Origin of the sequence: Pseudomonas sp. PDM24 (genome assembly GCF_019218905.1) — a bacterium.
Taxonomy (GTDB): Bacteria; Pseudomonadota; Gammaproteobacteria; order Pseudomonadales; family Pseudomonadaceae; genus Aquipseudomonas.
In genome coordinates, this window is the sequence record NZ_JAHUWR010000001.1 from 737,994 (window position 1) to 762,594 (window position 24,601).

Annotated in this window: 19 protein-coding genes and 1 pseudogene; 10 read left to right on the forward strand and 10 right to left on the reverse strand. The window is 59.9% G+C overall.

The genetic code is table 11. The features are described 5' to 3' along the window. Positions 1 to 54: 54 nt before the first annotated feature. A pseudogene (locus tag KW837_RS03470) lies at positions 55 to 1,076 on the forward strand (IS1182 family transposase); the annotation flags it as partial. Between the two features lie 146 nt (positions 1,077 to 1,222). Here KW837_RS03470 and KW837_RS03475 read toward each other — a convergent pair. Beyond that, the gene (locus KW837_RS03475; protein ID WP_218394525.1) at positions 1,223 to 1,939 is read right to left on the reverse strand and encodes a class I SAM-dependent methyltransferase; all 717 of its coding nucleotides are present in this window, start codon (positions 1,937 to 1,939) and stop codon (positions 1,223 to 1,225) included. Positions 1,940 to 2,299: 360 nt separating this feature from the next. Between KW837_RS03475 and KW837_RS03480 the strand changes: the two genes are divergently transcribed. Then, positions 2,300 to 3,352 carry an alpha/beta fold hydrolase gene (locus tag KW837_RS03480; protein WP_218395143.1) on the forward strand — a complete coding sequence of 351 codons (1,053 nt, stop codon included), beginning with the start codon at positions 2,300 to 2,302 and terminating at the stop codon, positions 3,350 to 3,352. Positions 3,353 to 3,555: 203 nt separating this feature from the next. Here the strand turns inward: KW837_RS03480 and KW837_RS03485 are convergent, their stop codons facing one another. After that, a complete protein-coding gene (locus KW837_RS03485; protein WP_063343850.1) occupies positions 3,556 to 3,891 on the reverse strand; it encodes a helix-turn-helix domain-containing protein in 336 nt (111 codons plus the stop codon). A gap of 73 nt (positions 3,892 to 3,964) precedes the next feature. Here KW837_RS03485 and KW837_RS03490 point away from each other — a divergent pair, with 73 nt between their 5' ends. After that, positions 3,965 to 4,534: a carboxymuconolactone decarboxylase family protein gene (locus KW837_RS03490; RefSeq protein ID WP_008013255.1), complete on the forward strand. Its 570-nt coding sequence runs from the start codon at positions 3,965 to 3,967 to the stop codon at positions 4,532 to 4,534. 165 nt (positions 4,535 to 4,699) lie between these two features. Here KW837_RS03490 and KW837_RS03495 read toward each other — a convergent pair whose 3' ends face one another. After that, positions 4,700 to 5,449: an SDR family oxidoreductase gene (locus KW837_RS03495; RefSeq protein WP_218394526.1), complete on the reverse strand. Its 750-nt coding sequence runs from the start codon at positions 5,447 to 5,449 to the stop codon at positions 4,700 to 4,702. A gap of 491 nt (positions 5,450 to 5,940) precedes the next feature. Here KW837_RS03495 and KW837_RS03500 point away from each other — a divergent pair, with 491 nt between their 5' ends. Genes KW837_RS03500 through KW837_RS03525 form a run of 6 tightly spaced genes read left to right on the forward strand, consistent with a single transcriptional unit; the run spans position 5,941 to position 16,129 of the window. Then, positions 5,941 to 6,732, forward strand: coding sequence for a YfaP family protein (locus KW837_RS03500; RefSeq protein ID WP_218394527.1), 792 nt, complete (start codon positions 5,941 to 5,943; stop codon positions 6,730 to 6,732). 35 nt (positions 6,733 to 6,767) lie between these two features. After that, positions 6,768 to 8,483 (forward strand): DUF2138 domain-containing protein, encoded by a 1,716-nt coding sequence (locus KW837_RS03505; RefSeq protein ID WP_218394528.1) that lies wholly within the window; start codon positions 6,768 to 6,770, stop codon positions 8,481 to 8,483. Next, complete coding sequence (locus KW837_RS03510; protein ID WP_256348518.1) at positions 8,453 to 9,118, forward strand: DUF1175 domain-containing protein; 666 nt, start codon at positions 8,453 to 8,455, stop codon at positions 9,116 to 9,118. Before KW837_RS03505 ends, KW837_RS03510 begins: the two co-directional genes overlap by 31 nt. Next, entirely contained in the window at positions 9,115 to 13,689 is a 4,575-nt protein-coding gene (locus KW837_RS03515; RefSeq protein ID WP_218395144.1) for an alpha-2-macroglobulin, read from the forward strand. The genes KW837_RS03510 and KW837_RS03515 overlap by 4 nt, the downstream gene beginning before the upstream one ends. 1 nt (position 13,690) lies before the next feature. Beyond that, a complete protein-coding gene (locus KW837_RS03520; RefSeq protein WP_218394529.1) occupies positions 13,691 to 15,310 on the forward strand; it encodes a DUF2300 domain-containing protein in 1,620 nt (539 codons plus the stop codon). Between the two features lie 3 nt (positions 15,311 to 15,313). Beyond that, positions 15,314 to 16,129, forward strand: a complete 816-nt coding sequence (locus KW837_RS03525) for a YfaP family protein (RefSeq protein WP_218394530.1) — start codon at positions 15,314 to 15,316, stop codon at positions 16,127 to 16,129. 239 nt (positions 16,130 to 16,368) lie between these two features. Here KW837_RS03525 and KW837_RS03530 read toward each other — a convergent pair whose 3' ends face one another. Beyond that, positions 16,369 to 17,805: an amidase gene (locus tag KW837_RS03530; RefSeq protein WP_218394531.1), complete on the reverse strand. Its 1,437-nt coding sequence runs from the start codon at positions 17,803 to 17,805 to the stop codon at positions 16,369 to 16,371. 130 nt (positions 17,806 to 17,935) lie between these two features. Here KW837_RS03530 and KW837_RS03535 point away from each other — a divergent pair, with 130 nt between their 5' ends. Then, complete coding sequence (locus KW837_RS03535) at positions 17,936 to 18,856, forward strand: LysR family transcriptional regulator (RefSeq protein ID WP_218394532.1); 921 nt, start codon at positions 17,936 to 17,938, stop codon at positions 18,854 to 18,856. A gap of 151 nt (positions 18,857 to 19,007) precedes the next feature. Here KW837_RS03535 and KW837_RS03540 read toward each other — a convergent pair whose 3' ends face one another. The 6 genes from KW837_RS03540 to KW837_RS03565 form a co-directional block, all read right to left on the reverse strand. Further along, complete coding sequence (locus KW837_RS03540) at positions 19,008 to 19,931, reverse strand: SdiA-regulated domain-containing protein (RefSeq protein ID WP_218394533.1); 924 nt, start codon at positions 19,929 to 19,931, stop codon at positions 19,008 to 19,010. Then, entirely contained in the window at positions 19,928 to 21,448 is a 1,521-nt protein-coding gene (locus KW837_RS03545; RefSeq protein WP_218394534.1) for a glycosyltransferase family 39 protein, read from the reverse strand. The genes KW837_RS03540 and KW837_RS03545 overlap by 4 nt, the downstream gene beginning before the upstream one ends. A 3-nt stretch (positions 21,449 to 21,451) precedes the next feature. Then, on the reverse strand, positions 21,452 to 21,730 hold the full coding sequence (locus KW837_RS03550) for a lipid-A-disaccharide synthase N-terminal domain-containing protein (protein ID WP_008008386.1): 279 nt from the start codon (positions 21,728 to 21,730) through the stop codon (positions 21,452 to 21,454). Continuing rightward, the gene (locus KW837_RS03555; RefSeq protein WP_008073973.1) at positions 21,727 to 22,467 is read right to left on the reverse strand and encodes a glycosyltransferase family 2 protein; all 741 of its coding nucleotides are present in this window, start codon (positions 22,465 to 22,467) and stop codon (positions 21,727 to 21,729) included. The genes KW837_RS03550 and KW837_RS03555 overlap by 4 nt, the downstream gene beginning before the upstream one ends. A gap of 46 nt (positions 22,468 to 22,513) precedes the next feature. Then, on the reverse strand, positions 22,514 to 23,491 hold the full coding sequence (locus tag KW837_RS03560; RefSeq protein WP_218394535.1) for an NAD-dependent epimerase: 978 nt from the start codon (positions 23,489 to 23,491) through the stop codon (positions 22,514 to 22,516). A 274-nt stretch (positions 23,492 to 23,765) separates the two neighbouring features. Then, a complete protein-coding gene (locus tag KW837_RS03565; protein WP_218394536.1) occupies positions 23,766 to 24,554 on the reverse strand; it encodes an alpha/beta hydrolase in 789 nt (262 codons plus the stop codon). Between the last annotated feature and the right edge of the window lie 47 nt (positions 24,555 to 24,601).

The window sequence follows — 24,601 nt, forward strand, 5'->3', positions numbered from 1 at the left end:
CAGCCCGAAAACCCTTGCTAATGATTTCCGAGGATTTCATCGCGAGGATCGCCCATGAAGCGCTTTTTTCATGGTGAACATCGGGGTCAAGGCACCTTGCTTCCCGAGAGCCTCGACGATTACGTCAGCGACACCAATCCAGTGCGTGTAGTCGACGTTTTCGTCGACGAACTCGACTTGGTGGGTTTTGACGGCGCTATTCTCGCTGACACAGGCCGTCCTGCTTATCACCCGGCGATCCTGCTGAAGATCTATATCTACGGCTATCTCAACCGCATTCAGTCGAGCCGACGGCTGGAACGAGAAGCCCAACGCAACATTGAGCTGATGTGGCTGACCGGGCGTTTGATGCCGATTTCAAGACCATTGCCAACTTCCGAAAAGACAACAGCAAGGCCATCCGAGGCGTTTGTCGCCAGTTCGTCGTGCTCTGCCAGCAGTTGGGATTGTTTGGAGAAAATCTGGTTGCCATCGATGGCAGTAAATTCAAAGCGGTCAACAATCGTGACCGCAATTTCACCAGCGCCAAACTGAAACGGTGAATGGAAGAAATTGAATCGAGCATCAGCCGTTACCTGGCGGCACTCGATGCTGCCGATCGGCAAGAACCAACAGCTACCGAGCCCAGTGCCGTTCGGCCGGAAGAGAAAATCGCCAAGCTCAAAACTCAAATGAAAGAGCTTCAGGCGATCGAAATCCAGCTCAATGAATCACCGGATAAACAGGTCTCACTGACCGATCCAGACACCCGTTCCATGATGACGCGTGGCACGGGAATCGTCGGCTACAACGTGCAGACAGCGGTCGATACCCAGCACCATTTGATCGTTGCACATGAGGTGACCAATGTCGGCTCCGACCGCGATCAACTCAGCTCGGTGGCCAAGCAAGCCCGCGAGGCGATGGCGTCAGATACGTTGTCGGTAGTGGCTGACCGAGGTTACTTCAAAAGCGAACAAGTCCTGGCTTGTCACGATGCCGGTATCACCGCCTATGTGCCCAAGCCGATGACCTCTGGAGCCAAGGCTGATGGGCGTTTCAATAACGATGCCTTCATCTATGACGTGGCAAAAAACAGCATTGACGTGTTCCAGGTCGCGACCGATGCGGCCCGCAGTATTGACCGTGCGATCGCTCAGCCAACGAACGTCGATGATTCAAGACGATGAGGTCAGAGCGTTTTTACACACTCTGGGCCATTTGCGGCCTGTCGCGTCCACCTTCAAACCCTTTTGCACGTCAACCAGGCACCCCAGAACAGGCTGCTGAAGAAACGCGTAGCGTCCCCGAACCCGGCGTCGTTCAACAGTTTTTGAACCGCCGCCTCAGAATGTGGCGGGTCAGCGCCCTGGAGGATTTTTCCCTGCTTGACCTTCACTTCATCCGGGCTGGCTCCGTGCTGCCGCCACCGTTGGCCCCAGGCAGCCAGCAATAGCGGTTGGCTGGCATACGCGTACTGATTTCCCGCGACAATCAGTGGCGCATCGGGTTTCAGACGAGCCCGAATGGAACGTAAAAGCTGGTGCTTGGCATCATCACCTTCGAGATGATGCAGGACACCGATCAAGGTGGCTGCGTCGTAGGACGGGCCTGCTGCCAGGTCTTCAACATGCCCCAGATGCAGGTCCGTTCTTTCAAGCAAGTCGTTGGCCTCCAACTGGTGCTTCGCAGCCTCCAGCATGGGCGCGGATGGATCAACGGCAGTGAAGCGCCAGGCAGGCTCCAGCGTTGCCATCGCAACAATTTCCTGCGCAGTGCCGCCAGCGCCAACCACCAGTACTTTCGCCGAATTTGTATCGCCGAGGCTTGCCGCTAGCATGCACGCAACAAGATCGTGGCAGGCGTCATAGCCTGCTAATGCGATACGACTCTGTCTTCCGTACTCATTGGCCCGATGGGTATCAAATTTTTCAGCTGAGTTGAGCGGTAATGATTTCAAGGCGCTTCTCCATGTCCTTGAATCAAGTTAGGTCATACAGGGCGATAATAAAAATTCATTAATTTTATGCAATGCATTCCTATTGGGAATGCATCTTTGGCTCTGAGCTTGCTTGGTCGACCGTCAGCTTTGGTCGATTGCTGGCCGTCGCGGCCCTTCGGACTTGCCCCGAAAGCCCGGCTGCTGACCGGTCAATGCAGATAACGAAAACTATGCATGTCAGTCGGAGTATCGGCTTTAATGTCGGTGCAGATTCACCTGCTCACGGCGCTGGATTTCTATAACTTGCGAGATGTGATGCACGCTATCGGTGGGTTCCAGGTTCTGAACCCCTATCTAAATCAAGGAAGACAAACCCCATTGAAAACAGCTCTCGGCGCCCTGCTTTTAACCTGTCTGACGACCAGCGCTCTCGCTGACGTCAACTCTGTCGGCTTCCAATCCTCCACCCTGCCGGACCCACACAATGAGCGTCCGCTGGAGATGGTCGTCTGGTATCCCAGTACAACGACCGTCACCCCACAGTTGATCGGCGACGATGTGGTGTTTGTCGGTGCTTCTGCGGTTCGCAACGCGCCACCCTCTGCCGGCGAGCACCCAATGGTGGTGCTCTCCCATGGATTCAGAGGCAATTGGAACAATCAGAACTGGTTGGCGAGTGCATTGGCCCATAAGGGTTACATTGTCGCAGCGGTCAACCACCCCGGCACCACGACCCATGATCGCAGCCCGCAAGCGGCGGCGCGGTTATGGCAGCGGCCCATTGACCTGCATCGGGCCATTGAGGCGGTCACCACTCAACCTGAAAAATTTGGCGTGGTCGCAAAGCGTCAAATTGCTGTAGTGGGCCATTCACTCGGCGGCTGGACTGCAATGGAGATCGCCGGTGCTCGTTTCGACCCGGCCCTGTTTGCCCGTGACTGCAAACTCCATCCGCAGTTATCCAGTTGCACCAATTATCAAAAGATCAACCCTGAGAGTACTCCGGCATTAAAGGCTGCTCTGGCCGGCGATTTGCGCGATCAACGCGTCACCGCTGTGGTTTCTTTGGACCTGGGACTCTCGCGCGGGATGACCGATGAGAGCCTTGCGGCACTGCCGGTGCCGGTGCTAGTTATCGCTGCCGGCGCACCATCGGTGGAACTGCCTGCTCAGTTGGAGTCCGCCAACCTGGCCACACGCCTGCCCCAAGCGTCCAGCCGCTATGTCGAGATCAGTGACGCCAGCCATTTCAGCTTCTTGCCGATTTGCAAACCAGGTGCAGTGGCATTGCTCGAAGAGGACATTCCTGGCGATGGCATCATTTGCGGGGATGGCGACAATGCTCGCCCGCGCGAGGTAATCCAACAGCAGGTTACGTCACTGATCACCGAGTTTTTGACGCAGTCCGCGAACAACAAAGTGGAGCTCTAGGATTGCTGGCACTCGGCAACTCAGCAGACCTGAAATTTGCGTAGGAGCGCAATTTTTGTGTCGAATCCAGCCACCTATTACGATCAAAAACGTTTTATACAGCCTCGGCCAAAAGCTGCGCTTCGCAAAAGACAGCAGTCGGCCAAATGCAGACGTTCGCCGTTGGCTCCTTACACCCCGAAAGGGGGACATTCCACCAGGAATCAAACCTTATTTTTGCCCAATGAATCGGCCCATTTATTGGCGAATCTATACAGAGGGAAGAACGACTCCGAAAGCTCCATACCCAGTGGAGTGAGCCCGTAACCGCCCTCGTTTGACTCGATGAAACCTGCTCCACGAAGTTCGTTGACCCTACTTTGCAAGACAGTGGGCGAGATATCGCCACACACGCTTCGCAGTGCACGGGAACTGAGTGAACCGTGCTGAAGCTCCCAAAGGATCCTCAACGCCCATTTCTGTCCGAGCACATCCAAAAGCGCCATGATTGGGCGACGCCCACTCATCATTTGCAATCCCAAGCTTTGATCATCATTCATGCATATGGCCCTTGCTCGCTACAGATAATGTAGCAAATACTATCGCTACACATTTGATAGCGAAGGGTACATCATGGCTCGAATCAAAACACTCGAAAAACCCTACACGGAAGGCCTCCAGGCGACGTTCGACAAAATAATGGGAGAGGGCGTCCCACCACTGTTGTTGTTCACCACCATCGCCACCAGCGAAAGGGCATGGCGGAAGTTCACGGCTGGTTCACTGCTGGATGGAAACCTGCTGACGCTTCGTCAGCGGGAGCTAATCATCAATAGGGTCTGCGCACTTACCGGATGCGAATATGAGTGGGGTGTGCACGTTATGGCTTTCGCAGAGCGGGCCGGATTGACGAGAGACGATATCGGCCACACCTTGGATTATCCGCTCCGGGCGGAGCACTGGACGGAGGAAGAGGCGGTGCTGCTGGCTACTATTGATGCCCTGCACAATCGCGCTACCTTGACTGAAGCGGAATTTCAGGCCACTCGACGATACCTCGATGACGATCAAATCCTTGAACTGCTGATGCTGGCGGGCTTCTATCGAACGGTATCGTATATCGCCAATAGCCTGACCCTTGCCCTTGAACCAAACGCGGCGAGATTCCGTGATTTTCGGCATGAAGCAGCGCAATCGTCTTAGGCTGACGACTCGCTTTCTGGCCGTGAGCTGCCCCCGCGAAGGGCAGCTTTGGGTCGCTCTCTGCCGGTCATGGCCATGAAGCATGCTGGTTAAAATCCGATGCAAATGACTGGTCAGGTCGAATGCAAATGGGTGGGCAAGTCTGTGCAATTACCCATTTGAGTATCAAACGCTGCTCTTGAGCCAGGTCTCGAAGCGTGTCGGCCCGATGATGGGGTGCTCTCCCGGCGTGAGCGAATGGTCATCGATGGGCGCGCCGAAGTAGGGGACCGTGTCGTCCGCTTGGGCCTGGCGTGGGTCGTTGGTGTGTTGCAAAAACAGGCGCACGAATTCCACCAGCGGCCAGCGTTCAGGGCCTGCGACCTCCAATGTCTTATTGTTCGGCGCTTGCACGGCGACCTTTGCCAACGCCATCGCGACATCGACCGCGGCAATCGGTTGTAGCTCGGCGGAGGTCAGGCGGACGGTGTCGCCGTCCTGAACGCCCGAGTGCGAAATAGCCCCGATGAATTCGAAGAACTGCGTGGCCCGCAATATTGTGTAGGGAATACCTGAGTCTTTGATGAGTGTTTCCTGCGCCATCTTCGCGCGGAAGTAACCGCTGTCGAGCATGCGCTCGGTTCCCACCACCGACAGGGCGACATGGTGTTTGACGCCGGCGGTTTTCTCGGCGGCGAGCAGGTTGCGCCCGCTGGTTTCGAAGAAATCGAGCACGGCAGCGTCTTCAAAGGAGGGCGAGTTGGCCACGTCGACCACCACGTCGGCGCCTTGCAAGGCGGTTTGCAGTCCTTCGCCGGTGAGGGCGTTGACGCCGGTGCTCGGTGATGCGGCCAGGGTTTCATGTCTCTGGTCTTGCAGGTTTTTGCACAGGTGTTTGCCGATCAGCCCGGTACCGCCAATGACGACGATTTTCATGACGAGTCTCCCGATGCGATGTCAGTCCCGGACAGATCGAGGGGCTGACGTTGAATCCTGCAACCATTAAAGACCCGCAATGGAATTGCTTCGTGTTGTCCGATAGGTGGTTCGCTCAGACGACGATCGGGTCAACTTGAAAAAATGCAGAGATGCGCACAAAAAGACCGGAAAAACAGATTGGCGGGAATGTTATATTGCCAGCCGCTGCCCCAATGCCAGTCAGTTAAGGCGCGGAACCTGTGGGAGCGGGCTTGCTCGCGAAAGCGGTGTATCAGACGACATCAATGTTGACTGTGCCGCCGTCTTCGCGAGCAAGCCCGCTCCCACATGGATTGCGCTTAACTGACTGGCATTGGGCGTCTGCACCCATCATGTTTTGAAGTTCGAAGGCTTATTTGAGGCTACTCAAGCGCCTTCCCAGCAGTCAGTTCAAATAACGCGCCGAGGATCGGGCGCAAGGCTTCGTTATGCATGGCAGGAGGCGTTACATGCGTTGTGTTCTTTCACTGCTGATCACGCTGGTCTGCACCCAGGTGGCATGGGCCGAGCCCGCGGCCGAGTTGTCGGAACCGGTGGGCGGCTGGCGTTATCACGGCCTGCTGGACCGTAGTGAAAATCCGCGAGTCGCTTATCCCACGCCGCCCATCGACCGGGGCGTGCAGCGCAATCGCACGATGATCGAAGGCCAGCTCAAGGCCCTCGGCACGCTCCGACCGCCGCACAGCCTGGCGGTCAACGGCAATCCCCTTAATTTGTACACCGACGACCAAGGGCGTTTCGCCCGGCCGTATGCGTTCGGCGCCGGGTCCAACAGCGTCGAAGTGCGCAGTTCCGAGGGCAAGTCGCTCAAGCGCGTTCAATTCTACGAAGCCAACAACCTGCGCACGCCGGCACGCATTCGCGTGGTGCTGGGTTGGGACGATCCCAAGGCCGAACTCGATCTGCACATCATTACGCCCGACGGCCAGCATGCGTTCTGGGCTCGCCCGGCGATGAGCAATGGCGGCGGCCTGGACCCGGACGGGGTCGATGGCCCCGGCCCGGAAATGTTCACCATGACCGCGCCGATGCATGGCACTTATCTGGTTTACGTGAACTATTGGGGCAACTTCGGCAGCGGCGGCTATAACTTCGATGAGACCAGCAACCAGAACGAGGTGATCACCTCGCAAATCAATCTGGTGCTCAACGAAAACACCGTCGACGAAAAACGCGAGACCTTCATCGTGCCTTTGCGAGCGATCGGCGACCTGCTGCTGGTCAAGACTTTCAACTATTAAACATCCCGCACCACGGATGAATTGGGTTTGTGAACATGAGTGATAACACTGTTTCCCCGGCTGCCGCCGATGCACCTGCCGCCAACACTTCCCGTCGCTGGCCGGCGCTGGTCATCGGGCTGTGCCTGGTGGCCGGCGTGGCGGGCGGGTTGGGGTGGTTCCTGAACAAACCCAAGGCTCCGCCTGCGGAGCTGGCCAGTGACAAACTGGGCATGGGCCGGCCGGACGGTTTGCTCGAAACCCATTCCCTGAGCCAACTGCCCAAGGATCTGCTGGCGGTACCGTTTCTCAAGGAAACCCTGACCGAAGATTTCGTCTTCTATTACCAGGCCCACGCCGATCGTCTCGGTTTGATCGGCAGTCTGCGGCGGATCATTTACGAGCATGACCTGAAATTGCAGGACAGCCTGATCGAGCAGCTGTTCGATCAACCGGCGGACGTGGCGCTGTGGCGCGGGGCGGATGGGCGTCTCAAGGATTTCCTGTTGGTGATGGATCGCGGCGGGCTGGCCAAGGTGCTGGAGCCGCTGGCGAAAGTGGCGCTGGGTGATACGCAGCTGAGCAAGCTGGCTGAAATCAAGGTCGCCGGCGATGTGGTGCCGCTTTATCAACTCACCTACAACAACAGCAAAGCGCTGCTGTTCGCCTCTCATGGCGACAAACTGGTGGTGCTGTCCAATCCGGCCAAGCTTTATGACGCCGGCCACGGTCCAGTCGACGAACCCGGCATGGTCTCGACCGAATCGCTGGAAGCACTGCTCGGCGGCCAGAAACTGTTCCCCGAAGCCTTCGGCCTGCAACCCCGCGCGCCTGAGGTAAAACAACGCCTTTCGGTCAACTCCAGCGTTCTGGCCATGGGTTACCAGCGCTTCATCCCGAATTTCGCCGGCCTGCGTTTCGACATGGACGACAAGGGTTGGCACAGCTTCCTCGCCATGGACGAACTGGAAAACCAGCCAGACTTCGACTTCAAACCGATCTGGCAAGCCATGCCGATGGGCGCCAGTGCTTGCGTGACCTTGCCACTGGCCGCCGAACAACAGAAACCGCTGCTGGTGAAACTCGGTGCCGACGACGCCGTGGCCCAAGCCCTGACCGAACACATGGCCGGTGCCGCCGGCTTGTGCTGGTACGCCGACTCGCGGCTGTACACGCCGCTGCTGGTGGCCAGCCTGAATGACGATGACAGCGCCAAGCTCGACGGCGATCTGGGCAACTTGTTCGGCTCGATGGTCGGCGCCTACGAAGGCAACGTCGCCGAGCACGCGTTCCCGGTGGTCGAGAAACAGGAAGGCCAGACCCATCAGTGGCAGCGCCAGGTCAGCTCCAATTTCGGCCCCTATAAAGCCAAGGATGCCGAGCAACCGGACGCGATCACCGGCAAAGCCTTTATGCGCGTCAGCCTGGCTCGCCACGGTTCGACGCTGCTGTTCTCCCTTGACGACAAACTGGTCGACAAAGCCCTCGGCACCCTCGACAAACGCTTCCCGCCCATGGCTGACGTCGTGCCGAAAGACCTGCTGATGCCGATCTATTTCGGCCCGGACTCCATGGCGCAACTGATGCAACAGGAAACCCTCGACAGCCTGCCGCAAGACATGGAGCCGGTGTTCTACAACGCCGCGCAAACCTACCTGATCCCGAAACTGCGCACCCTCGGCGGCTATGGCAAATATGCCCTGACCTTGCCTAAAGGCAGCGAGCCCGACGGCCACTGGCAATGGCTGCCGCTGGAGTGGAAAGCCCTGTGACAGCACTTATCCGAGGCCTCGGCCTGCTGGCGTTGCTGCTGGGGACTCGCACCTTTGCCAGCGAAGCCGCAGCGCTCGACCCGCAGCAATCCCAGGTATTCCGCGCCTGGTTCGTGCGCATCGCCCAGGAACAACTGACCCAAGGCCCGAGCCCGCGCTGGTATCAGCAGGACTGCGCCGGGCTGGTGCGGTTTGCCGCCAACGAAGCGCTGAAAGTCCATGACGACAAATGGCTGCGCAGCAATGGCTTGTCCAATCGCTACCTGCCGCCCGAACTGCAACTGAGCGATGCCCAACGCAGCCTTGCCCAGCAATGGCAGCAGGGCGGCGGCAAGGTCGGGCCTTACGTCAACGCGATCAAACTGATTCAGTTCAACAGTCATCTGGTCGGCCGTGATCTGGCCCAGGCCCGACCCGGCGACCTGATGTTTTTCGATCAGGGCGACGACCAGCACCTGATGATCTGGATGGGCCGCTTCATCGCCTATCACACCGGTACCACCACCCCAACCGACAACGGCATGCGCTCCGCAAGCCTGCAACAACTCATGACATGGAAGGACACCCGATGGATACCCGACGCAGCCAACCCCAACTTCATCGGCGTCTATCGACTGAACTTCCTCTCCCAATGATCGGTGCCCGCATGCTGCGCATTTGCTCTCGAATTCCATTGCTGCTGGCCCTTCTGGCGCCTTTATCCACGGTCAACGCCGAAGACACCGTCGAGCCAAGCGGCTACACGCCGGTGGCCGGTGAAAGTTTTTTCCTGCTGGCCGACAGCAGTTTCGCCAGCGATGAACAGGCGATGGTTCGCCTCGAAGCGCCGGGCCGCGATTACCGCCGGTTCCGCATGGAGCCTTACGGCGGCGCAGACATTCGTGTGTATCGCATCGACAAGCCGCTGGATTTCCTCAAGCGCCAGAAGAACCTGCACCGCGTGGTCAGTGACGGCCAGTTCAAGGGCGAAGGCCTGTCGAACACCCTCGCGTACCTGTGGGACAACTGGTACCGCAAATCCCGTCGGGTGATGCAGCGGGCGTTTTCCTACGAATCGCGTAAACAAGTTACCGAGGAGGTGCCGGAACTGAAGATGGGCACTGCCATCGCCGCGCCAACGCCTTACGACGCACAGCCGCAATTCGCCTTGATTCCGGGCCTGCCGGTGGTCAGCCAATTCCGTTATCCGCTGTGGCAAGCCAAACCGATCCAGCCGCCTGAGGGCGTGAACCTGGCCGGTTCTTCCAGCGAGTTCGTCAGTGTCTCGCCGGGCAACGTGTACATCCCGTTGGGCAACCTGAAGCCGGGCCTGTACCTGGTGGAAGCACTGGTCGGCAAATACCGCGCGACCACCATGGTTTTCGTCTCCAACACCGTGGCCGTGAGCAAGATTGCTGGCGATGAATTGCTGGTTTGGGCCGCGCGCAAACACGAAGGCAGTTCGGTGCCCAAGGTCAATGTGCTGTGGACCGACGGCCTGGGCGTGATGAGCAGCGGCGCAACCGACACCGACGGTTTGCTGCGTCTGAAACACGTCAGCCCGGAGCGTTCGTTCGTGATCGGCGAGGACGAAGAGGGCGGGGTGTTCGTCTCCGAGAACTTCTACTACGACAGCGAAATCTACGACACCAAACTTTATGCGTTCACCGACCGGCCGCTGTATCGGCCGGGGGATTGGGTGTCGCTGAAAATCGTCGGCCGCGAGTTCAAGAATGCGCGGGATTCCGTCGCGCCGACCGCTGCCGACGTCAATGTCACTGTGCTCGATGCCACGGGCACGGCGCTGCAATCGTTGGCGCTGAAGCTTGATTCCAAGGCCGGTACTCAGGGCCGTTTCCAGTTGCCGGACAACGCCGTGGCAGGCGGCTATGAGCTGCGTTTCAGCTACAAGGATCAGGCCTACAGCAGCGCCTTCCGCGTCGCTGAATACATCAAGCCGCACTTCGAAATTTCCATGAACCTGGCCAAGCAGGATTACCGCACCGGCGAACCGGTGAAGGGCAGTCTGGTGCTGTTGTACCCGGATGGCAAACCGGTGGCCAACGCCAAGTTGAGCCTTAGCCTGCGTGCCCAACAACTGTCGATGGTCGATAACGAGCTGCAATACCTCGGGCAATTCCCGGTGGAACTGACCAGCGCCGAACTGACCACTGATTCCAAGGGCAACGCCAGCCTCGACCTGCCCGCCGCCGAGAAACCGAGCCGCTACATGCTCACCGTGTTCGCCAGCGATGGCGCGGCGTATCGGGTCAAGACCACCAAGGAAATCCTCATCGATCGCGGTGCTGCGAGTTTCCGCCTGAGCGCGCCGCAGCGGTTCAGCGCGGTGGGCGGCAAGGTTGCCTTCAGCTATGCCAACGAAGGTGGCAGCGAGCAGAGCAAAGCGGTCAACCCGAGCAGCTACAGCTGGGTGCGTCTGGAGGATCAGACCACTGGCGAAGGTAAACTCGCCGCCAAAGATAAAGGCTTCACCCTGGCCTTCGACCGTCCGGGCACTTACAACCTGACGCTGAAGGATGATCACGGCCGCGTGCTTGGCGCGACCGGTCATTCGGTCACCGGCGACGGCGTCAAAGCCGTACCCGGCACTGTGGAAATCGTCCTCGATAAACCCGAGTACAAGGCCGGCGACGAAGCCCTCGCGTTGATCACTTTCCCCGAGCCGATTATCGATGCGCTGTTGTCGCTGGAGCGCGACAAGGTCGAGGCCACGGCGCTGCTGTCCAAGGGCAGCGATTGGCTGAAGATGGAAAAAATCAGCGAAACCCAGTACCGCGCGCGCATCCTGGTGAAGGACAACTTCGCGCCGAACCTGACCTTCTCCGTGCTCTACACCAAGGGCGGTCAGTACAGCTTCCAGAACGCCGGGATCAAGGTTGTCGCGCCGCAAATCGATGTGGCGATCACTACCGACAAAGAGGCGTATCAACCAGGGGATACCGTCACTGTCGACCTCGCTACCCAGTTCGCCGGCAAAGCCATTCCGGCGCACCTGACGGTCAGTGTCGTGGACGAGATGGTCTACGCCCTGCAACCGGAAGTCGCGCCGACCATCGACCAGTTCTTCTATCACCCACGCCGCAACAACGTGCGCACCAGCGCCAGTTTGTCGTTCATCAGCTACGACGTGGCATTGCCGGGCAGCCCAGGCGCGCCGGGCAAAGCCAACCGCAGCGAGCGTGGCGTGAAAGTGCTGGAGCGGCCACGTCGCGAAGACGTCGACACCGCCGCGTGGCAGCCTGAATTGATCACCGATGCGAATGGCAAAACCCGCTTCACCTTCAAAATGCCGGACTCGCTGACGCGCTGGCGCATCACCGCCCGCGCCATCGCTGATGACGGTCAGGTCGGGCAGAAGAAGCAGTTCGTGCGCTCGGAAAAACCGCTGTACCTGAAGTGGAGCGGCCCGACCAAGTTCCGCAACGGCGACAAACCGGATCTCGGTGTGTTCGCGTTCAGTCAGGCCGAGAAACCGGTCAAGGCTGAGCTGGTGATTCATTACGCGGGCGCCGAGCAACGTGTCCCGGTCACGTTGAACAACGGCATCAACTACATCGCCTTGCCCGCGTTCACAGTGGCCAATGGCGAGTGGACCGCCGAACTGGTGCAGGACGGCAAAACCGCTGATGCCCTGGCCGTGCGCCTGACCGCGACCGGCGAAGGCTGGCAGGTAACGCAAAGCCAAAGCCTGGACGTGGCCAGCGGTGATACGCCGCTGACCTTGCCGGCAGACGCCACGGATATTCGCCTGCGTCTGGATGACAGCCCGCAAGCGCTGTTCCGTTCGGCGCTCGATGATTTGCTGAGTTATCCGTACGGCGGCGTCGAGCAAACCGCCAGCCGTTTGCTGCCGTTGAGCATCGCTTATCCAACCTTGTCGTCGAACCCGCAGATCCGTGATCGCTTGCGTTTGATCATGCAGAACAGCCGCCTGCGGTTGGTGCAAATGGCCGGTCCGTCGGCGAGCTTCACCTGGTGGGGCTTTGACGGTGAGCCGGATGCGTTCCTCACCGCGTATGCCTACTACGCCGACTGGCACGCCAGCAAAGCGCTGGAGCTGAGCCTGCCGCCGGAGCATTGGCAGCGGGTGCTGGAGGTGTACGCCAAGCAGTCGCAGAACACGCCACTGTTGCAGCGGGCGCTGATTCTGTCGTTTGCCAAACAGATGCAATTGCCGGTGAACACGCTGCTTAGCGGTTTGATCGACGACTTGGTGAAAGCCGGCGAAGGTCATGGGGCGAGCGTGATGGACGATGGCGAAGAGAGCCTCGTCATGAGCGATCCGGATTCGGCATTGGGGCTGGCCAGTGCTCGGCTGTTGACCGCATCGTTGGCGCGTCAGGCCAAGGTCAATCTGCCGGAGGCTTTCAATGGTCAACTGGAGGCAGCGCAGCAACAAGTGGCCGCCAGTTCCCAGCCGTTTGTCGAAGCGTTGAACCTGTCGCTGCAAGCCTTCGATCAGGCGCATGCGCAAGCGCTGTTGCAACGCCTGTTGCCGCAGCAATCGACCCTGGAACGCGCCTTGGCGCTGACCTGGCTGCAACGCAGCATCGAACAGGCCTCGCCCACCATCGCACTGGCACCGGGCGAAGGCTGGAAGAAAAAGTACGGTGATACCGGTGAGATGTATTGGACATGGCAAGGCGCTGCAACCGTGCCTGCAACGTTGTCGCTGAGCGGGACGCAAGAACGCCCGCTGCGTGCCGCGCTGAGCTATCAGACCCAGAAACCGCCAGTGACCCCGATGGCCGTGACCATCACCCGTCGCCTGTCGCGCCTGGTGCCGGGTGACGAAGCGTTCGAATTCAAACTCGAAGCGGTCGGGACCAAGCCATTGTCCAGCGACAGCCTGTACCTGGACGAAGTGATCATCACCAGCAAAACCGCGAAACCGCTGCGCTACGGCATGCTCGAAGTGCCGCTGCCGCCGGGTGCGGACGTCGAGCGCACCACGTGGGGCATCAAGCTGATGGGCAAGGCCGGCACCGAGCCGACTTCGCTGGAGAAGGCGCGTTTCGAACCGGGGCAAATGGCTTATGCGGTTCCGGTGGATGCCTTGAGCGGTGAATTGCGCCTGCGTCATCTGGTGCGCTTCTCGCAAAAAGGTCAGTTCAACCTGCCGCCGGTGCGTTTCACTCAGGTTTACGCACCGCAGAACCAGGCTCAGGAACAGAAGCAGGCGCTCGGCCAGGTCACGGTCAACTGACATGACCCGGCGTTTGGTCTGGTGGCTGTTGTGTTTGATCCCTGCGCTGGCGACAGCGCAGGACGAGCCGTTGCGACTGGGCTTCAAGGATGAATTGCTTTCGTTGAGCCAGACTCAGGTGATCTCGCGTGAGCCATTGCCTGCTGATCTGCAGACGCCGCTGGGCAGTTTGTGGAAGCTGTTTGTCTACGGCTGGCTGGTGGACACCGGCGCGCGTGAACCGGCTTATGCGTGTCGCGGGCAATCGAAGGAAGAAGTCTATTGCTGCACCGCGGGCGGCACGATCGGTCGTGATCAGGCGTTGGTGAAGTCTTGCGGGTTGTACTTTGAGCCTGCACGGCTGGGCATTGCCGGTGCTGAGTGGCGCGAGTATTGGCAGGCGAGACAAGCGCCGAAGTGGCTGTTGGACTTGCCGTCGTTGCAACCGCAGACCCGGGTTTCGGTGGCTGAGTTGTTGAAGGTATTGGCCGTGATGCCGGCACAGGATCAGGCGCGGCGGGTCTTGCTTGATGTGGTGCTGAATGCTGCTGACGGCAATGTCGTCGGTGAGCTTGGCGGCCGGTTGCGGGTGAAAACCTGGAGTTGGTTGGGGGATCAGGATCCTTCATCGCGTCAGGGCGGGTTCGCTGGCTGGACGGCGGACGGCACGCCGATCTGGGCCGGTGGGCGCGGCACCAGTCAAATGGTCTTGCGCAATTACGGTCAGGCACTGGCGACGGCGTTGCCTTCGTCATGGCCGGCGGAGGCGGGGAAGTGCGTCGAGGTCGGTCTGTTCGCGCGTTATCCGCTGAAACGCGTGCTGTCGGGGGATCGCGTGTTAGCGCCCGGGCCCTTGCAAGGCGACTATCGCGTCGAGTTCGCCAATGGCAATCAACTCGATATCCATAGCGACGGCGAGTTGTTCCTGCTCAAAGACAAACTCGTCGCCCGCCTGGACCGCGAAGAATACGTCGCCCGCGTCCTGCAGCGCGAAGCCAGACCGGAACCTGCCGAAGCCGCCAAAGCCTTGAGCGTCGCGATCCGCACCTACCTGCTGCAAAACGCCGCCCGCAACGGCGACTGCCTGAGCATCGACGACAGCAGCAGCCGACAGCGCGTCGCCCCACGCCCAGCCGCGAGCGAGTCGCGCAACATCGCCGCGTGGACCAGCGACCTGGTCCTGGCCGGCAGCAACGTTACCTATCACTCCGACCAACCGGGGCCGGACAAACTCTCCTGGCTGCAAGCCGTCGAACAGGCCAATGCCGGTCAACGCTACGACGCCATCCTGCTGCACGCTTACCCGCGCGCCAGCCTCAGCCGCTGGGACAATCCAGTGGCTTCCTGCGACGCATTGCCCGCCGCGCAAGACTGGCTGCAAAAACAACGTCGAGGCTGGCGTCCACAGCTGGAAAGCGAAGTTGGCTACAACGAAGTCAACACTTTCGCCGTCTGCCGCCTGGCCTTCGGCCGTCCTTTTGTCGACCGCGAACGCCAGCGCATTTACGTGCGCGGCGTGCTGTCGCTGCAAGACCGCCTCGACCTGACTCACGAATACCTGCACCTGGCCTTCGAAGCACACCCCAACGGCCAGGATGAAACCTACATCGAAGGGCTCGCCCGCCACCTCTTGCTGGAATAGGCCATGAAACTCCGTTACCCACAGGTCCTCCTGTTCCTTTGTTCTTTTTGCGTATGGCCGACCACGTTCGCCACCGACAGCGCGGTCAAACTCGACACGCCCGTCGGCGGCTGGCGCACAGGCGCGCCCGAAGGCGAAGGCGAAAACTTTCGTCAGACGGTTAATTACCCGGCGTCCTCGGTCAACACACCGGTGGGGCAGGCCAACACTGCTCGCATTACCGGCCAAATCAAATCCACGCCCAAGGGCAATGAGCCCGGCAAGCTGATCGTCAACGGCGTCAGCATGCCGCTGAAAATCGACCCCGCCGGCCGCTACGATCGCCCGTTCTCATTCCCCAACGGCAGCAACAGCGTTGAGGTCCGCAGCCCCGATGGTCAACAACGCCATCGCACTCAATTCCTCAACACCAGCGGCGGCGCCACCCCGGCCAAGTTGCGAGTGCTGCTGGCCTGGGACAGCGATGGCACCGACCTCGACCTGCATGTCGTCACGCCTGACGGCGGCCACATCTGGTACGGCGACCGCGTCGCGGCCAACGGCGGCGCACTCGACGTCGACGTCACCACCGGCTACGGCCCGGAAATCTTCGCCATGCCGGCGCCGATCAAGGGGCAATACCTGGTGTACGTGAACTACTACGGTGGCGGGTATCGCAGTGATGAGGAGGGGCAGGAGGATGCGGTCCAGCCGCTGACCACGGCGCAGATTACGGTGATTACGGAAGAGGGGACGCCGAACGAGAAGATGGAAACGTTCCTGGTGCCAATGCGGGCGGTGGGGGAGTTGACGTTGGTTAAGGGGTTTAGTTATCCGTGAGTAGTAAATAAACCAGCGGTTATGTTTGAGGGGGTTCGTGCTGGCCTCATCGCGGGCAAGCCCGCTCCCACACTGGATCTACTGTGATCACGAAATTTGTGACCAACACCGATCAAATGTGGGAGCGGGCTTGCTCGCGAAGAGGCCGTCCCATCCACTACAAAACCCACAGACCGATAAACAGACAATGTTTAATCGATATCTCCAGCCGCCACCCCTGTCGTTGTCGGGGCATTGACTCAATCATCGCCGACCCAAATCCGCGGCTTGCGCTCATGCCACGGCAGCGCCTGCTCCAACTGCCCGGCCAACCGCAACAACACCTCCTCAGCCCCGAATCGCGCGGCAAATTGCAGGCCTATGGGCAAACCCTGCTGGCGGGACATGGCCAGCGGCAACGACATCGCCGGCGTCCCCGCCACATTGAACACCGGTGTGAACGGTGAGTGCTCGAAGACCCGCGCAGTCCATTGCAAACCGTCCATGGTTTGCGCTCCACGGCTGTAGGTGTCGAGGGCGTGGGGCAGGCGCGGCAGGGTCGGCGTCAGCAGTACGTCGAAGTCGTTGAACCAACCGGCCACGCTGCGGGCGATGAGGTTACGCACTTCCAGCGCGCCGGCGAACTCCACGGCGCGGGCCTGTAGGCCGTACGCGTAGCAGGCGAGGGTGGCGGGCTCCAGGGTGCTCAGGTCGATGGGCCGTGAAGTGGTCGCGGCGAGCCCGTCGATCCAGCGCACGAGGGTGGCACACCAGATGTGGGCGTTGGCCTGTACGAATGAATCCCATGACGTACCGAGTGGTGCGGTCACTCGTTCCACGCGATGACCGAGCGCTTCCAGTTCACGGGCCACGGCCAAGGTGGCCTCGGCAATCTCGGGATCCAGTGCGGCGCCGTTCCACGGTGTGTCGAGCAGGCCGATGCGCAAGCGTCCTGGATCGCGTCCCACCTGCGCCAGAAAACCTTCGGCCGGTGCAGCGGTGTAGTAAGGATCGCCCGGCGCATAGCCCTGGACGATGTCCATCAACGCCGCGCTGTCGCGGACGGTTCTAGACAGACCGAGTTGTACGCCGAAACCGGCAAATACCTCATCGAGCGCCGGGCCGTTCGAGGCTCTGCCGCGCGTCGGTTTCAGCCCGACCAGCCCGTTGTAAGATGCCGGTACGCGGATCGAACCCGCTGCGTCAGTGGCATGGGCAATTGGCACGATGCCGGCAGCGACCGCGGCCCCCGAACCACCGCTCGAACCGCCGGCCGACAGCCGAGTGTCCCATGGGTTGCGGGTCGGGCCCTGGAGCACGGATTCGGTCTCGGTGCTAAAGGCCATTTCCGGGGTGGTGGTGCGCCCGAGGGTGGCGAGGCCGGCGGCGTTGAAGCGTTGCATCAGGTACGAATCCGACTCGGCCACCAGGCCTTGGGCCAATCGGCTGCCCAGCTCAACGCGGCGGCCGGCCGAGGTAATCGCCAGGTCCTTGATCAGGAAGGGCACTCCGGCCAGCGGCCCCGTGCCCTCGGTGACAGTGGGCGACCAGTGTTCAATGACCGCGTTGATTTGCGGGTTGACCTGTTGCACGGCGGCAATGGCCAGCTCCGCCAGTTCAGCCGACGTGACTTCGCCAGTCGCCACCCATTGCGCGAGACCGATACCGTCGTAGGTTACATATTCGTTCAGATTCATGAGGGTTCTCCAGTTGAGAGCCCCGATGATAGGTGCCACCCGCGACGCTGATTAGCCCATAAAAGCGGTATGAAATGTGCCGTCAGTGGCACAATTGAGCCATCTTGATTTTCCCTCGCAGGTGGCTCGAATGATCCGGGACTTGAATGACACGCTGGTGTTTGTGCGCGTGGTGAGGTTGGGCAGTTTCACCGCCGCCGCCCATGCCTTGCAGATTCCGAAGACGACCGTCAGCCGCCGCGTGCGCGAGTTGGAACAGGCCATCGGTGTGCAGTTGTTGCGCCGTACCACGCGCCAGTTGAGCCTGACCGAGGCGGGGGCGGTTTACTTTGATCAGTGCAAGGACATCGCCACCACCCTGGAACACGCCGAGCTGGCAGTGCATCAACTGCGCGATGATCCGCGCGGCTGGCTGCGGGTGACGGTGCCGTACTCGTTTGGGGTCAGTTGGTTTTCACCGTTGGTGGCCGGTTTTCGTCAGGCGTACCCGCACATCAGACTGGAGATTCTGGCGTCCCACGTGCCATTGGATCTGGTCGGCGAGGAGGTTGATGTGGCGCTGCGCCTCGGCGCCTTGCCGGATTCCAGTCTGGTCGCCCGCCGCCTGGCGAGTTACGCCACGGGCATCTACGCCGCGCCTGAGTACATCGAGCGCCACGGCCTGCCGGCGACGCCGGACGAACTGCTTCAACACCGCACATTGGTGCTGCATCAGGCTCGTCGCGATGTGGGTTACGTTTGGCCGTTGCGCAAGGCTGGCGCCAAAATGCGCAGTTATCGGGTTGAGCCGACCATCATTGCCAATGATCCTGCCCTGCTAAAAGATGCATTGTGTGCCGGCGAAGGGTTGAGCCTGGGCATGGATCAAAGCATGCAGGCCGATGTGGACGCGGGAAGACTGCGTCGGGTGCTGCCGGAATGGATCGGGCCGCCACAGGACCTGAATGCGGTAACGGCTCGGGAGCATTTGCCGTCGCCCAAGGTGACGGCGTTTATCGGGTTTTTGAAGGCGCATATGTTGGCGGCTGAAGCTGGGCCTGATTCGGTGTGATTTAACCGGAAACAGGAGGGTGGTCTTGGGGCCTCTTCGCGAGCAAGCCCGCTCCCACATTTGATCTGCGGCGATCGCAAAAACGGGTTTACAGCAGATCCCCTGTGGGAGCGGGCTCGCGAAGAGGCCGGCCCATCCCACACAAAACCCATTAATGCGCCACAGCAGCCTTCGATTTACTGAACCGATAAAACAGGTTGGGCTCGCTCACAATGTAAAGCTCGCCCTCGGCGTCCATGGTCATGCCTTCGGCTTGCGGTATGGTTTTTTCGAGGTCATCCGTCAGGCCGAGCAAGGAGCGGATGCTGACGAAGTTGCCGTCCTGATCGAGTTCGGTCAGGTTGGAGGACTGCTCGCTCAGCAGCAGCAAGTGACCGGTCCGAGGATCGTAGTAACCCTCGGAAAGATCCAGGTTGAAGACGCTACGGTCGATCCAGTGCGTCAAGTCCTTGATGCGCACCTGCAACGGGCCACCCATGGAGGCGAGCATGCCCGTGACCGAATACAGCTGCCGCGGATCGCGCTCCTTGATCGCGAAGATACGATCATTGGCCGCGTCATAGGTCACGCCTTCAAAGCCCTTGTTGTGTTCGCTCAGGTTGATCTCGATGGCGAGAAACTGTGCGTTTTCCACAGGGATGGGGCCTGGGCTGTCCGGCAAGGTCAGGACGTACAGTCGCTGCAAGCTTTCATCGGCGATTACCACGCGACTGTTGCCCATGTAAGCAATGCCTTCGGCGTCCTGGAACCCGATCAGCGGGTAACGTTCGAGCAGGTCGCCGTTACGGCTCATTGCCACAATCTCCATGGGCGCATTATTGGTGATGCCCAGCAGACGATCGTGGTCCGGGTCATAGGCGATGCCGGACAAATTAGTCACGTCTGCGACAGGCTTGGCCTGGATCACGGCTTTATAGTCTGGCAGCCAGATATTCTTGTCCGGCGCCTGATTGCCATGCCAGAAGTTTTGCCAGTGCGCATACAGCTGCCGGTGGACCATAAAATGTACCGAAACCGCGTAGGCGACAAGCAATACAACAATGAAAAATATTCCCGACTTCCATGCCTTGCTCATGGCTTTTCCTTGTCCCAGCTGAAGCGATAGACCTTGGGTGGCAGTCCGGGATGGCAACGGCCGTTATCGGCATCGGCGCCGACGATCGACCACTGCGCACGAGACGTTTCGCCCAGCGCATGGGCGGCTTCAGGATTGAAACACTGGCTCAACACTCCGTCCGGCACCAGGGCGTACGCCTCACGATGGTCGCGCAACCACTGTGCCGCTTGTTCGACCGAGGAGTTTCTAACGCCGAAATGCACGATCGGCTGCCGGGCGAATAACCAGTGGCCCTCGCGCCAGTTGACCAGCACCAGGTCAGCGCCGTGGGTCATGGTTGCCGCCTGCGCCATGAGCGCTTCATGGGGGTTGGGACCTTCCTTGATCGGCTCGACGAAACCGCGGGCGAACCACAGAACAAACCAGGTCACCACCAGCGCCTGGAATATTCGCCGACCGCGCGGGCGTTTGCCGAACCAGCGCTTGAGCAGCCATGGAATCAGCGGCGCGGCCACCAGCACCAGCCCTGGCAGCGCCGGATAGATGTACAACTTGCGCTTGCCGCTGCTCAGGCAGAAGAACAACACCACCAGCACGACCCAGCCCAGCAGCACCAGCACTCGACCGTCGTGTTTGCGCAGTTGCCGGCGCCAGGCCGGCACCAGCCACGGCAGGGCCAGCACCAACGGCAGCCAGTATTGCGGAATCACGTTGACGAAGAAATACCAGAACGGTTCGCGGTGGTCCCACGCGGCGGCATAGCGTGCTGCCGTCTGGCGCAGCAGGATTTCTCGTGCATAGGCGACTTCATCCGCAGTGCCATTGAGCACAATGGAAAGCGCCAAGGGCAGCAGCCAGATGGCGATGGCGCCGAGCGCAACCAAAAAGCCCAGGAACCACTTGCGCGCTTCGCCCGGCATGGCCACCACACCGGACCAGTTTTTGCGCACCGCGTAGGCATACGGAATCAGCATCAACACCGGGACGAAGCCGACTCCTTTGGTGATCACGCCTATGCCCATGGCGGCGCAGCCCACATAGAACCAACGCCACGCCGGCCCAAGCAGCAGATGTCGCGCCAACCCGTACAGGCCCAGCGACGTGAACAGAATCAAAAAGCTGTCGATCTGCCCGGTTCGCAAGATGCTGTAAGTCTGATAGGTGGCCAGGTACAAGAGCGCCGCCGTCCGACCGATGCGCTGATTCCATAATCTGCGACCCAGATCGTAGACCATGGCCGTGACCGTCGCGGCCGACAAAAGCCCCGGAATATAAAGGGCGAGGGCAGGCAGGCCGGTAAGCCACGCGAAGAATGCCACCGTCCACATAAAAATCGGCGGCTTGTCGCCGTATATCTCCGCAGCACGGTGGGGGATGAACCACGCGCCGTTGTGCAGCATTTCCAGGGCCACGCCGAGGAAACGTTCTTCGTCCACATTCTGCGGTTGACGCAGCCCCAGCCCGGCGCCGATCAACAGCAAGGCGAGCAGCATCAGGCCCAGGCATTCGATCCCGGGCGACAGGGTTTTGCGCATGGTTCAGTCCTTTAAATGTCTGCTGCGGGCAATCAATTGCAAGTTGCGCAAATAGACGATGGAGCCAAAGGCCTGGCCGACAATGAAGACCGGGTCTTGCCGGTAAATGGCGTAGGCGAACAGCAAGGTGCTGCCGACGATGCTCAGGTACCAGAAGCTCACCGGGATCACGCTGCGTTTTTTGTATTCGCTGTACAGCCACTGCAAGACGAAGCGACCGGTAAAGGCGATCTGGCCACCGAAGCCGATCACCAGCCATAGGGTTTCGCGGGAGAGGTTCATCCTTCGATCTCCTGTGCATTGGTGTTCAACCGGGTGCGCTTGATCAGCCACCAAACGCCGAACAGGTCGAGAATGCCCACCAGGGCGCGGTCGATGTTGCCGTATTTAGACACCCCGGCCGTGCGGGGGCGGTGGTTGACCGGATGGACGATCATGCGGCCGTTGTGACGCTGGATCAGCGCAGGAATGAACCGATGCATATGGTCGAAGTACGGCAAGCGCAGAAACGCCGCGCGCTCGATCAGTTTCAGCCCGCAACCGGTGTCCGGGGTGGCGTCCTTGAGCAGGCGGCTGCGCAGGCCGTTGGCGAAACGCGAGGCCCAGCGCTTGCTGGCGGTATCACGGCGATTGACCCTATGCCCGGCCACCAATTGAACGTCGACCAGACCCTGTTCACCGCGCACCAGCGCCAACATCCCGGGGATGTCCGCGGGGTCGTTTTGACCGTCGCCATCGAGTGTCGCCAGCCATTGTCCCCGGGCATTGAGCGCTGCATGGTAGAGCGAGGTGCTTTGCCCCAGCGAACGCTCATGACGCAGGATGCGCAACGTGCTCAGACCGTTGTTTTTGATCTGCCGCAGTTCATGCAAGGTGGAATCGGTACTGCCGTCGTCCACGACAATGATTTCGTAAGCCTCATCGGCCAGTGCGGTGTGGATTTCCTCAAGTAAGGGCTTGAGGTTGTTTGCTTCGTTTTTTGCTGGAATCAATACAGATACAAAAATGTCTTGGCTCATAGAGTCCCCCTTGCGCCTTGGTCTTTTATTATCAAGGGCTCACGTTTCATATCTGATAGAAGTGGCGATACCACTTCACAAATTCTGCAACGCCTGTTTCAACGGTCACCTGAGGGCGGAAGTCGACCCACTCGGCCAGTGCCGAAATATCGGCCCAGGTCTTGACCACATCGCCCGCCTGTAGCGGCATGAAGTTGCGTTGGGCCTTGATGCCCAATGCCGCTTCCAGGCAATCGACGAACTCCAGCAGCGGCACTGGCTGACCGCGGCCTATGTTGAAGATTCGGTTTACGCCATCCTCTGACCCGTTCGGCACCGGTGGTTTTGAGCGTAGGCGAGCGATGCTTTCGACGATGTCGTCGATGTAGGTGAAGTCGCGCGACATCTGGCCATGGTTATAGAGGTCGATCGGCAAGCCTTTGATGATCGCCTCGGTAAACTTGAACAGCGCCATGTCGGGGCGCCCCCAAGGCCCGTAAACGGTAAAAAAGCGCAGGCCGCTGGCCTTCAGGTCATAGAGGTGGCAGTAGCTGTGCGCCAGCAGTTCATTGGCTCGTTTAGTGGCGGCATACAGCGAAATGGGATGGTCGACGCTGTCTTCGACGCTGAACGGCATTTTGCGGTTGGTACCGTACACCGAGCTGCTCGAGGCATAGATCAAATGCGCGGGGCGGTGGTGTCGGCAGGCTTCCAGCATATTCAGGAAACCCACCAGATTGGACTGCGCGTAGACGTCCGGGTTGTCCAGCGAATAGCGAACGCCCGCCTGGGCCGCCAAGTGCACAACCTCGGTGAAAGCATGGTCTTCGAACAGCGCCATCAAGGCCGGTTTGTCGATGATGTCCAAGGTCTGGAAACGAAAGCCCGGCAAGGATTCCAGCGCCTTGAGCCGTGCATGTTTGAATTCCACGCTGTAGTAGTCGTTGAGATTGTCGATACCGACTACATCAAGGCCTTCCCGACACAAACGCTTGACGGTGTGATACCCGATGAAACCGGCGGCGCCCGTGACCAGAACCGTCATGAGGCCCGCGCCTGTGCGCGACCAATCCCCGTCGTGCGCAAAGGAGGCCTTTGCATGATATTCACCCCTGAGTGTGTGTTGATCAGCTTATTTTTTTTGGTTGATACAACTGTAGGCTCCATGCCTTGCTCCGTTGTTTATCCCAAGCTTGCGCGGTGCTCATGAGCGCAGTGCCCGCCGCCGTATACCGTGCCTGCTCATATGTAAAAAAAATGTTAAGCGTTGATGTCGATTTTGTGACTGTCCCCTGATGTGCCAGTCGTCCTGCGGGCCCTTATAACGCGGCGCCTAGCAGTTTCAAGTATTGGGGGCTCTCGGATATCGAATTGTGGCCCGTGCCCGGTATGACCTGCAGCGAGGCCACGCCCTTGGCGAAATGCGTGTAGAGCCGCTCCGTGCTTGAGCGCGGTACGACTTCGTCGTGTTCGGCCGCCATCAACAGCGTCGGGACCGTGATGTGAGAGGCATATTTCCAGGATTCGAACCTGTCCTGAAGCAGCCACTTCACCGGGAACCAACGGAACTGCCGGGCGGCGAGGTCTTCAAGGCTGTTGTAGGGCGTGATCAGGATCAGGCGCGAGGCCGGGCGTTGGCTGGCGAGGCGCACGGCGACGCCCGAACCCAGGCTGCGCCCGACCACGGCGATAGTGGGATGGGTGTTGTAGACCATGTCGAACAAGGTCATGGCATCTTGCTGAATCGCCTCCTCGGACGGCGACCCGGAACTGCCACCGTAGCCTCGGTAATGCAGCAAGTAGATCGCATGATCCGCAAAGGCCTGGGAAAAATCGGGCAGGCTGCGGGAAACGTCCTCGGCATTGCCACCGAAGTAGATCAACGCCTTCGGGCCGTCGTGTGGCCTGACGGTCACCAGCACTTGCGCATCGGCGACTTGCAGCGTCAGCAGTGTTTCGGGCGCGTCGATGGCGCGTGGTTGCGGGTAGTAGATCAGGGCGCGCTGAAATACGAACAGCGTCGCGCAGAGCACCAGGTACGCAATTGCAATGAAAGCGAAGAGAGACATCAGGGTGCGCGACATTCGACTAAGTTTAGTGGACGACATGGACTGCTTCGGGCCTTGAGACAGCTATTGCTTGAGTGCCGCCAAAG